Here is a 10,597-nt window from a genome sequence, read left to right on the forward strand (position 1 = left end):
TAAAATACAAAACGCCCGATGCGGTGCATCAGGCGTTTTACAGGCAAAAAAGTGTCAACCTATACCAGGACTAGTCACTGCAAAACAGGATTATTTCTTCTCGTGCCGTTCGCGCAGGCGGCCAATCACCTTACTCAAATCAAGCTCCTGATCCTGCAACAGCACCAGCAGGTGGTAAATCAGGTCGGAAGCTTCGTTGGTCAGCTCTTCGCGATCGTTCACCGTGGCGGCCAGGGCAGTTTCTACGCCTTCCTCGCCCACCTTTTGTGCGATGCGCTTGGTGCCGCTGGCATACAGCTTGGCAGTGTACGAGCTATCCGGGCTGGCGGTTTTACGCGAAGCCAGCAATTGCTCAAGTTGGTACAGGAAGCCCCAATCGCTGCTCGCCGGATGGAAGCAACTGTCGTTACCCAAATGGCAGGTTGGGCCGATTGGGTTGGCCAGGATCAGTAGGGTATCGTTATCGCAGTCTGGCGTAATGCTGACCACGTTAAGGAAGTTGCCCGAGCTTTCGCCCTTGGTCCACAGGCGCTGTTTGGTGCGTGAGAAAAACGTCACCTTGTCGGTTTGCTCGGTCATGGCTAGGGCAGTCTGATCCATGTAACCCAGCATCAATACTTCGCCGGAAACGGCATGTTGTACGATAGCCGGCATCAGGTTGTCGGTTTTTTCCCAATCCAGCTTAGCTTTCTGTTGTTCTGTTAACACACGCGTATCTCCACGCCGTTCTCTGCCAGGAACCGTTTCAGTTCGCCGATATTGATGATTTGCTTATGGAATACCGAAGCTGCCAGCGCGCCGTCAACGTCGGCATCGCGGAAGGCTTCCAGGAAGTGTTCCATGGTACCGGCCCCGCCGGAGGCGATCAGCGGTACTTTGCACACTTCACGTACCCGCTTCAGCTGTTCCAGGTCGTACCCATTGCGTACGCCGTCCTGGTTCATCATGTTGAGCACAATCTCCCCAGCGCCGCGCTTTTGCACTTCCTGCACCCAATCGAGGGTTTGCCACTCGGTGACTCGGGTACGGCTTTCATCCCCGGTATATTGGTTGACGTGGTATTTGCCGGTTGCGGCTTCATACCAGGTGTCGATCCCGACTACGATGCACTGTACGCCAAAGCGATCTGCCAGGCGGCTGATCAGCGTTGGGTCGGCCAGCGCAGGGGAGTTGATGGAGATCTTGTCCGCCCCAAAGGAAAGGATCTGGCTGGCGTCTTCGGCACTCTTGATGCCCCCGGCAACGCAGAACGGGATATCGATCACCTCCGCCACGCGTGATACCCAGCTTTTATCTACCACCCGGCCATCGCTGGAGGCGGTGATATCGTAAAAGACCAGTTCGTCGGCACCTTCCTGCGCGTAGCGCTGGGCCAGCGGCACGATATCGCCAATGATTTCGTGGTTACGGAACTGCACGCCCTTGACCACTTGCCCGTCCTTGACGTCCAGACAAGGGATTATCCGTTTTGCCAGCATGCGATAGCCTCCTCAACGCTGAATTTACCATCCAACAGGGCGCGCCCGACGATCACCCCTTCCACACCACTACCTCGCAGCTGGGCGATATCGTCCAGGTTGCCGATGCCGCCAGAAGCCTGGAAGGCGATCTGCGGATAGCGTTGGCACACTTCCTGATACAGCCCCACGTTAGAGCCTTTCAGCGTACCATCGCGTGAGATATCAGTGCACAGCACATGTTTCAGGCCAAACGGTAGATATTGTTCAACCACCTGCTCCAGCGTGGCCTCCGAGTCTTCCTGCCAACCGCTGATAGCTACGTTCTTGCGGCCTGCGGCGTCGATGCGTACGTCCAGCGCCAGCACCATGGTATCGGCACCGTAGCGTTCAAACCAACCCTGCACCATCTCTGGCTGCTTAACTGCGGTGGAGCCGATGACCACGCGCGTGGCTCCGGCCTCCAGTAGCGCCGCAACGTCTTGTTCGTTACGGATACCGCCGCCAACCTGAACCGGAACGCTTACTCCGGCCAGCAGTTTACGCAACAACGGGATCTGGCGAGCCGCCGGGTCTTTGGCCCCGGTCAAATCAACCAGGTGTAAAACTTGCGCCCCTTGCTGCTGATAGTCTTGCAGACGCAGCAGCGGATCGTTGCCGTAGTCGCGCTGTTGGCCGTAATCGCCCTGATGCAGGCGCACTACGTTACCGTCGATCAAATCCAAAGCGGGAATAATCATGCTGCCTACATCTCCAGAAAGTTCTTCAACAGTTGCGCTCCGGCGTTGCCAGATCGCTCTGGATGAAACTGCACGCCAAAGAAGTTGTCTTTTTGTACGGCGGCGGTGAAGGGCTCGCCGTAGTTCGCCTGAGCGATGGTGCTTGAGCATATCGGCATCGCATAACTGTGAACGAAGTAAAAGTAAGCACCATCCTCGATGCCGCGGAACAGATGATCGCCGGCCTGCGCAGTAACCTGGTTCCAGCCCATATGGGGCAAAGGCAGGCCAAAGTCGGTCATCTGTGTTACCGGAGTATCGATAATCCCTAGCGTTTTGATACCCCCATTTTCTTCACTGCTGGCTGCCAGCAACTGCATGCCGAGGCAGATGCCCAGCACCGGCTGGGTACAGGCTTTGATCAGATCGATCAGGTCGCGCTGTTCCAACTGGTCCATCGCTGCCTGTGCAGTACCCACACCAGGCAGGAACAGTTTGTCGGCGCGCAGCACGATCTCCGGATCGCGGCTCACTTGTGGCTGATAGCCCAGGCGCTGCACCGCATAGTTGACCGAGGCGAGGTTGGCGCAGCCGGTGTCCAGGATCACCACGTTCATCACAGCACTCCTTTCGAGCTGGGCAGCGTATTGCCCTCAACGCGGATCGCCTGGCGCAGCGTGCGGCCAAACACCTTGAACAGGCTTTCGACGCGGTGATGGTCGTTTTTGCCTTTGGTGCGCAGGTGCAGGGTGCAGCCCATGGTGTAAGACAGCGAGCGGAAGAAGTGCTCGATCATCTCGGTACTGAGATCGCCTACGCGCTGGTAGTTGAACTCGGCTTTATATTCCAGGTGTGGGCGGCCAGAGATATCCAGTGCGCAACGGGCCAGGCATTCATCCATCGGCAACACGAAGCCGAAGCGTGCGATGCCGCGCTTGTCGCCCAGGGCTTTACTCAGAGCTTCGCCCAGCGCTAATCCTGTGTCTTCTACCGTGTGGTGATCGTCGATGTACAGATCGCCGTTCACCTGAATATCCATCCGGAAGCCGCCGTGGGTGGCAATCTGATCCAGCATGTGGTCGAAGAAGCCGACGCCGGTTTTGATCTTGCTGCCGCCTTCGCGATCCAGCCAGACCTTAACGTCAATCTGCGTTTCTTTGGTCACGCGGTTAACGTGCGCATAGCGGTCGCGTTTGGTTAGCTGTTGGGTGATGGCCTGCCAGCCCAGCGCCTGGCGCTGATACAGCAGCCCTTGAATACCCATATTGGCCGCCAGTTGGATGTCGGTTTGACGGTCGCCAATCACATAGCTGTTGGCCACATCTATCACGCCCGGCTCCAGATAGCCTTTGACCATGGCGACCTTCGGTTTGCGACATTCACAATGATCTTCCGGCTTGTGTGGGCAGATCAGGATATCGTCGAATTTGACGCCCTGTGAGCTGAGGATCTGCATCATCAGGTTGTGCGGTGGATCGAAGGTTTCCTGCGGGAAGCTGGCGGTGCCGAGGCCGTCCTGATTGGTGATCATCACCAGGGTGAAACCGGCCTGCTGCAAGGCCAGTAGGGCAGGGATCACTTCCGGCTCCAACGCCAGTTTGTCCAGGCGGTCGACCTGGAAATCTTCTGGGGGTTCAGCAATCAGGGTGCCGTCACGGTCAATAAAGAGATATTTTTGGCTCACGTTGGCTCCTATGCGCCGGGCAGAGTATTGAGTGCGTCAACGACGCGCTGGCATTCGTTACGGGTGCCGATGGTGATACGCAGGCAACCGGACAGGCCAGGCTGTTTATTTTGGTCTCGCAAGATAATGCCCTGATCCCATAAGGTTTTAAAGACATGACTTGAGGCGGTAAAGCGAACCAGCAGGTAATTGCTGTCACTGGTGAAGACCTGCTCCACACAGGCACAGTCTTGTAACGCCTGCTGAAGCCAGCTGCGGTTGGCGGCAATCTCGGTGACGCGCTGGCGCATAACGCGGATCCCCTCGGTGCTCAGCGCCTGGGCGGCGATGTCGGCCACCGGAGTTGAGAGCGGATACGGGGCAATCACTTTCAGCAGCAGGGCGATCACGTCCTCATTGGCCAGGGTAAAGCCACAGCGCAGGCCAGCCAGGGCGAAGGCTTTGGACAGCGTGCGCAATACTACCAGGTGTGGATAATCGCTCAGCCAGCTAGCAACCGACGCCTGCGGGCAGAACTCGATATAGGCTTCATCAATCGCCACGATGGCCTTACCTTTGGCCAATTCCAACAGGTTACGCAGATCGTTGGGATCGAGCAGGTTGCCGGTCGGGTTATTCGGGCTGCAGGCGTAGATCAGCTTGACGTTTTCCAGGCTGGCGGCAATGGCAGGCAGATCAAGCTGCCAATCTTCTTTGGCAGAGACAGTGCGGCGCTCTACGCCAAACGTCTCGGCGCTGACGGCGTACATGCCGTAAGTCGGTGGGCAAAACAGGATGGCGTCTTTACCCGGCTCGCAGAACGCACGGATCAGCAGTTCGATGCCTTCATCAGCACCACGGCTGACCAACACCTGGTCTTTATTCACCCCGGCGTAGGCGGCGTAGCGCTCAATCACCAGCGCGGGTTGGCATTCCGGATAGCGGTTAAAGGTCTGGGCGGTCAGTTGAAACTCTGGCGCCACTGGGTATTCGTTGGCATTCAGCCAGACGTCACCCTTACCACCCAGGCGGCGGGCCGACTGATACGGGGTCAGCTCGCGCACGTTTTTGCGTGCTAATTCTTCGATGCTCATGCTTGCTCCTTCAGTGCGGCGACGCGTAGGGTCACGGCGTTTTTGTGGGCGACCAGCTGTTCGGCGGCTGCCAGGATTTCAATGGTCGGTGCCAGGGTCATAAAGCCTTGTGGCGTCAGTTCCTGCACCGTCATGCGCTTTTGGAAATCCGCCAGTCCCAAACTGGAGCAGGTGGCGGTATAACCATAGGTTGGCAGCACGTGGTTAGTTCCGGAGGCATAATCCCCGGCAGATTCCGGCGACCAGTCACCGAGGAACACCGAACCGGCGCTGGTGATGCTGTCTACCAGATCGCGCGCGCTGCGGGTCTGAATAATCAGGTGCTCAGGGCCGTACTGGTTGCTGATGGCGACACACTCGGCCAAATCCTTCGCCACAATCAGGCGGCTGCTGGCTAACGCTTGGCGAGCGGTTTCTGCCCGTGGCAGTTGTGCCAGCTGTTGATCGACCGCTACGGCGACCGCTTCGGCCATTGCGGCGTCTGGGGTTAACAGAATGACCTGTGAGTCTGGGCCATGCTCGGCCTGAGACAGCAGATCGGAAGCGACAAACGCCGGGGTTGCGCCGCTGTCGGCGATCACCAATACCTCGGAAGGGCCAGCAGGCATATCGATGGCTGCCCCGTCCAACCGTTGGCTGATCTGACGTTTGGCTTCGGTCACGAAGGCGTTGCCCGGCCCGAAGATTTTCGCTACCCGTGGCACCGAATCCGTGCCAAATGCCATGGCGGCAATCGCCTGCGCGCCACCGACCTGGAACACTTCCTGCACACCACAGAGTTTGGCGGCATAAAGGATCTCATCGGCAATCGGCGGTGGTGAACACAGCACCACGCGGCGGCAACCGGCAATGCGTGCCGGGGTCGCCAACATCAATACCGTGGAGAACAGCGGTGCTGAGCCACCAGGGATATACAGACCCACCGAATCGATAGGGCGGGTCACCTGTTGGCAACGCACGCCGGGCAGGGTTTCTACGTCTACCGCTGGCAGTTGTTGTGCATTGTGGAAGGTTTCCACGTTGGCGACGGCTACGGCCATCGCCTGTTTGATCTCGTCACCCAGACGGGCGCAGGCTTGATCAATCTGCTCTGACGTTACGCGTAATGCCGCGACTTCGGTTTTATCAAACTTGGCGCTGTACTCGCGTAATGCGCTGTCCCCGTTGGCTTTCACGTTGTCGAGGATCTCGCGTACCGTGCGGGTGATGCTATCCGAAGCGGAAATGGCCGGGCGCATCAGCAACTCCGCGCGCTGTTCCGCGCTGCAGCTGCCCCAATTGACGACGGTATTGAAGTTTGGCATGCCGTTACTCCATCATCTTCTCAATTGGCAGCACCAGAATGGAGCTGGCACCCAGGGCCTTCAGTTTTTCCATGGTTTCCCAGAACAGAGTCTCACTGCTGACCATGTGCATGGCTACGCGGTTCTGAGAGCCTGCCAGTGGCAGAATGGTAGGGCGTTCGGCACCCGGTAGCAGCGCGACGATTTCGTCCAGGCGTTCGCTTGGCGCGTGCAGCATGATGTATTTGGATTCGCGCGCCTGGATCACGCCTTGGATGCGGGTCATCAGGCGGTCGATCAGCTGTTGTTTGGCTTCCGGCATTTCGCCATCACGCTGGATCAGGCAGGCTTTCGAGCGGTAAATCACTTCCACTTCACGCAGGCCGTTGGCTTCCAGGGTGGCACCGGTAGACACCAGGTCACAGATAGCGTCTGCCAAGCCTGCGCGTGGGGCTACTTCCACCGAGCCGTTCAGCAGGCAGGATTTAAAACGCACGCCTTGTTTGTCCAGGTACTGTTTGAGCAGGTGTGGGTAAGAGGTCGCGATGCGGGAGTCTTGCAGGCTTTGCGGGCCGGAGTATTCGCTATCCAGCGAAGTGGCCAGCGACAGGCGGCAACCACCAAAGTCCAGGCGGCGCAGCGTGAAGTAACGCGGGTCTTCGCCCTGAGCACGGCGGTTGAGCAGCTCCTCTTCCAGCACGTTCTCACCGATGATGCCGAGATCAACCACGCCATCCATCACCAGGCCAGGGATATCGTCATCACGCACGCGCAGGATATCGATCGGCATATTCTCGGCGAAGGCAATCAGGCGTTGCTGCTGCAGGTTGATCTTGATGCCGCAGCGAGCCAGCAACTCCTGAGACTCTTCGCTCAGGCGGCCTGATTTCTGCATGGCGATACGTAAACGTGTTTTATCCAACATGGTAACCTCTGTTTAATCTGTAATTGCATGAATTTGTTATTAAAATTATTTTCTATGTCTGTCCGGAGCCAAAAAAAAACCCTCGGAAGATATCTTCCGAGGGCTCTTTCTTGCGTTTAGTTCGTTCTACGCGCCACTGGAAGATTCGAGAATCGTCTTCCAGCACACATCGCCTGAAAGACTAGTCAGGATGATGGTGATGATGGTGGTTGAACTGAACGCGAGTCATGTCATTTCTCTTTAAAATTGGGTCAGCCAGTGCTGAGGTGCTAATTAAGCTAAACTATCCGTTGTATAACTTGCAACCCTTTTTTGTGGTTATGAATTTAATTTATTGAAAGTGGCTGAGTTATTAGCCGCACGCGGTTTTACCCAACCTTAAGGTTAACCGATTGTAACCACCAGCGCGGTGGCGTAGCCTAGGGGAGTATCTCACTCTCGCCTGCGGTGTGGCTGGTAGCCTTCTGCAACGGTGAAGTTGGGCTTGTTAGTCGATTCTTAGGGGGCATGCTGATGAGAAAAGTCGCCATTGTGGGATTGGGTTGGTTAGGGATGCCGCTGGCTTTATCGTTAATGGGCCACGGGTATGAAGTGGTTGGCAGTAAAACCACGCCGGATGGGGTAGAAGCCGCGCGGATGAGTGGCATCGAATGTTATCGGTTGGAACTGACGCCGGAGCTGATTTGCGAAGCTCACGATCTGGAGCAACTGCTGTATACGGATGCGCTGGTGATCACTCTTCCTGCCAGCCGCACCGTAGAAGGAAGCGCAAGCTACTTTGATGCCGTACGTATGCTGGTAGACAGCGCGATAGCATTTGGCGTACCGCATATTATCTTTACCAGCTCAACGTCGGTTTACGGCGAAACCACCGGCACCGTTCGGGAAGATTCGCCGCTCAAGCCGGTGACATCGTCTGGCCGAGTTCTGGAGGAGTTGGAGCTTTGGCTGCATCAGTTGCCTAACACGTCGGTGGACATTTTACGCCTGGCAGGGCTGGTAGGAGGTGATCGGCATCCAGGCCGTTTCCTGGCGGGCAAGGTTGACGTTAAGGGCGGTTCACATGGGGTCAATCTGGTGCATCAGGATGACGTGATCGCGGCGATTCAACTGCTGCTGAAGCTGCCGAAGGGTGGGCATACCTATAATCTTTGCGCGCCAGGTCATCCGCTCAAACGTGATTTCTACCCGGCGCTGGCCGAGCAGTTACATCTGCAACCTCCGCAGTTTGTGCAAGAGGATCAACAAGAAGGGCGGTTGGTGGACGGTAGCCGTATCTGTAACGAATTAGGGTTTGAATATCAGTATCCCGATCCAATGCGGATGCCGATCGGCTAATAAAACTACGTATAATCAATCTGAGGGGTTAGCACCGGCGCTAACCCCCCTGAAATATCAGACCTTAGAACCCCAGAGATCGTACTCGTCGGCGTTCTCAATCTTCACTTTGACGATGTCGCCGACTTTGACATTGGCTTCACCGTTAAGGTATACCGCGCCGTCGATTTCCGGAGCATCCGCCATGCTGCGGCCAATGGCGCCTTCCTCATCCACTTCGTCGATCAACACCAGCACTTCGCGGCCAATCTTGTCCTGTAAGCGCTGGGCGGAGATTTGCTGTTGCAGCTGCATAAAGCGGTGGAAGCGTTCTTCCTTCACCTCTTCTGGCACTGGGTCGGCAAGTTCATTAGCGGCTGCACCTTCTACCGGGCTGAACTTGAAGCAGCCAACGCGATCCAGCTTGGCTTCGGTCAGGAAGTCCAGCAGCATCTGGAAGTCTTCTTCGGTTTCCCCTGGGAAGCCAACGATAAAGGTGGAGCGCAGCGTCAGATCCGGGCAGATTTCGCGCCAGCGCTTGATGCGCTCCAGCGTGCGCTCAACCGCACCAGGGCGTTTCATCAGCTTGAGGATTTTCGGGCTGGCGTGCTGCAGTGGAATATCCAGATAAGGCAGGATCTTGCCTGCTGCCATCAGCGGGATCACGTCATCCACGTGTGGGTAAGGGTAAACGTAGTGCAGACGCACCCAGGCACCCAGGCTGGAAAGCTGCTCACACAGGCTGACCATGCTGGTTTTTACCGGCTGGCCGTTCCAGAAACCGGTACGGTGTTTGACATCGACGCCGTAGGCCGAGGTGTCTTGTGAGATCACCAGCAGCTCTTTCACCCCAGATTCCACCAGGCGTTTGGCTTCGTCCAGCACGGAGCCGATCGGGCGGCTGTCCAGATCGCCACGCATTGATGGGATGATGCAGAAGGTGCAGCGATGGTTACAGCCTTCGGAAATCTTCAGGTAAGCGTAGTGCTTTGGCGTCAGCTTCACGCCCTGCGCCGGGGTTAGGCTGGTAAACGGGTTATGTTCCGGTTTCGGCACATATTGGTGAACGTGGGACAAAACCTGCTCGTAGCTGTGCGGCCCGGTAATTTCCAGGACCTTTGGATGCACCTCACGGATTTGGTTTTCCTTGGCACCTAGGCAGCCGGTCACAATCACCTTGCCATTCTCGTTCAAGGCTTCACCGATCGCTTCCAGTGACTCTTGAACGGCGCTGTCGATAAAGCCGCAGGTGTTAACGATTACCAGCTCAGCATCATCATAGCGAGGCACTACCTGGTAACCTTCGTTACGCAGTTCAGTCAGGATCCGTTCAGAATCAACCAGGTTTTTCGGGCATCCTAATGATAAAAATCCAATCTTAGCCATTTTTTTGTACTATACATTGCTCAGAATTGGGAGATTATACATATGCCACTGCTGTACAGCTATATCCGTTGGTCATCTGAACGACAGGCGAAGGGGACAACTCTTCAGCGTCAGATGACGAGTGCAAAGGAGTTTGCCTTAGCAAACGGGCTTGAGCTTGTTGAAATCATAGATCCCGGAGTCAGTGCTTTTCGAGGGAAAAACACGAAAACTGGAAAATTGGGGGATTTTATTAATGCTGTCAGAGAGGGCGTAATCCCTGATGATAGTTGGCTGTACGTGGAGAACTTAGACCGTCTTACGCGGCAGGATGTGACTACTGCACAAAAGTTATTCATTGAATTGCTAGATCTTGGGCTAACACTAGTTACGGGGATGGATAAGCGAGTGTATACGCTTGAATCCGTAAATCAGAACCCCACAGACCTGATGAGGCTTTGTTGAATAAATCGAACTTCTGACTGCAATCAGGATCAGATCACCACATTCCTGATCCTGTAGCGGTTTCCCGTGGCAAAGCAAAAGTTCAAGATCACTAACTGGGTGGCCTACAACAAGGCACTCGTCAATCGGGGTTCGCTGACATTCTGGCTTGATGAGTCGGCTATCCAGGCCTGGTACGACGAGCCAAAAACCGCTTCACGAGGGCGTCCACAACGTTATTCTACGTTGGCTATTTCCACCGTACTGATGCTCAAACGCGCCTTTCGCCTCACGCTACGTGCCGCTCAGGGATTCATTGATTCCATTTTT

12 protein-coding genes, 1 pseudogene and 1 other annotated feature are annotated in these 10,597 nt (G+C 56.0%); of the genes and pseudogenes, 3 read left to right on the top strand and 10 right to left on the bottom strand.

The genetic code is table 11. The features are described 5' to 3' along the window. Positions 1 to 90: 90 nt before the first annotated feature. From hisIE to hisL, 9 genes are all read right to left on the bottom strand, one after another. Positions 91 to 708 carry a bifunctional phosphoribosyl-AMP cyclohydrolase/phosphoribosyl-ATP diphosphatase HisIE gene (hisIE, locus tag KAJ71_RS22955; RefSeq protein WP_248947764.1) on the bottom strand — a complete coding sequence of 206 codons (618 nt, stop codon included), beginning with the start codon at positions 706 to 708 and terminating at the stop codon, positions 91 to 93. Then, on the bottom strand, positions 702 to 1,478 hold the full coding sequence (gene hisF / locus KAJ71_RS22960; protein WP_025122747.1) for an imidazole glycerol phosphate synthase subunit HisF: 777 nt from the start codon (positions 1,476 to 1,478) through the stop codon (positions 702 to 704). The genes hisIE and hisF overlap by 7 nt, the downstream gene beginning before the upstream one ends. Next, complete coding sequence (gene hisA, locus KAJ71_RS22965) at positions 1,460 to 2,197, bottom strand: 1-(5-phosphoribosyl)-5-[(5-phosphoribosylamino)methylideneamino]imidazole-4-carboxamide isomerase (protein WP_248947765.1); 738 nt, start codon at positions 2,195 to 2,197, stop codon at positions 1,460 to 1,462. Before hisA ends, hisF begins: the two co-directional genes overlap by 19 nt. A 5-nt stretch (positions 2,198 to 2,202) precedes the next feature. Then, positions 2,203 to 2,793, bottom strand: coding sequence for an imidazole glycerol phosphate synthase subunit HisH (gene hisH / locus KAJ71_RS22970; protein ID WP_021179970.1), 591 nt, complete (start codon positions 2,791 to 2,793; stop codon positions 2,203 to 2,205). Beyond that, on the bottom strand, positions 2,793 to 3,860 hold the full coding sequence (hisB, locus tag KAJ71_RS22975; protein WP_021179969.1) for a bifunctional histidinol-phosphatase/imidazoleglycerol-phosphate dehydratase HisB: 1,068 nt from the start codon (positions 3,858 to 3,860) through the stop codon (positions 2,793 to 2,795). Before hisB ends, hisH begins: the two co-directional genes overlap by 1 nt. 8 nt (positions 3,861 to 3,868) lie before the next feature. Then, on the bottom strand, positions 3,869 to 4,933 hold the full coding sequence (gene hisC, locus KAJ71_RS22980) for a histidinol-phosphate transaminase (protein ID WP_248947766.1): 1,065 nt from the start codon (positions 4,931 to 4,933) through the stop codon (positions 3,869 to 3,871). Beyond that, a complete protein-coding gene (gene hisD / locus KAJ71_RS22985; RefSeq protein ID WP_248947767.1) occupies positions 4,930 to 6,237 on the bottom strand; it encodes a histidinol dehydrogenase in 1,308 nt (435 codons plus the stop codon). Before hisD ends, hisC begins: the two co-directional genes overlap by 4 nt. A 4-nt stretch (positions 6,238 to 6,241) precedes the next feature. Beyond that, positions 6,242 to 7,141, bottom strand: coding sequence for an ATP phosphoribosyltransferase (gene hisG, locus KAJ71_RS22990; RefSeq protein ID WP_021179966.1), 900 nt, complete (start codon positions 7,139 to 7,141; stop codon positions 6,242 to 6,244). A 70-nt stretch (positions 7,142 to 7,211) separates the two neighbouring features. Beyond that, positions 7,212 to 7,347 (bottom strand) — a sequence feature (His leader region). Beyond that, positions 7,323 to 7,370: a his operon leader peptide gene (hisL, locus tag KAJ71_RS22995; RefSeq protein ID WP_100396937.1), complete on the bottom strand. Its 48-nt coding sequence runs from the start codon at positions 7,368 to 7,370 to the stop codon at positions 7,323 to 7,325. (Overlaps the previous feature by 25 nt.) 284 nt (positions 7,371 to 7,654) lie before the next feature. On the opposite strand from hisL, the gene KAJ71_RS23000 reads away from it, so the two are divergent. Then, complete coding sequence (locus KAJ71_RS23000; RefSeq protein ID WP_248947768.1) at positions 7,655 to 8,479, top strand: SDR family oxidoreductase; 825 nt, start codon at positions 7,655 to 7,657, stop codon at positions 8,477 to 8,479. A 57-nt stretch (positions 8,480 to 8,536) separates the two neighbouring features. Here KAJ71_RS23000 and rimO read toward each other — a convergent pair whose 3' ends face one another. Then, complete coding sequence (gene rimO / locus KAJ71_RS23005; RefSeq protein ID WP_248947769.1) at positions 8,537 to 9,844, bottom strand: 30S ribosomal protein S12 methylthiotransferase RimO; 1,308 nt, start codon at positions 9,842 to 9,844, stop codon at positions 8,537 to 8,539. A gap of 42 nt (positions 9,845 to 9,886) precedes the next feature. Between rimO and KAJ71_RS23010 the strand changes: the two are divergent. Both KAJ71_RS23010 and KAJ71_RS23015 read left to right on the top strand, forming a co-directional pair. Next, a pseudogene (locus tag KAJ71_RS23010) lies at positions 9,887 to 10,276 on the top strand (recombinase family protein); the annotation flags it as partial. Positions 10,277 to 10,354: 78 nt separating this feature from the next. Next, a partial coding sequence (locus KAJ71_RS23015; protein WP_248947771.1) for a transposase occupies positions 10,355 to 10,597 on the top strand: 243 nt, incomplete at its 3' end.

It is taken from the genome of Serratia silvae, from assembly GCF_023282985.1.
Classification (GTDB): Bacteria; Pseudomonadota; Gammaproteobacteria; order Enterobacterales; family Enterobacteriaceae; genus Chania; species Chania silvae.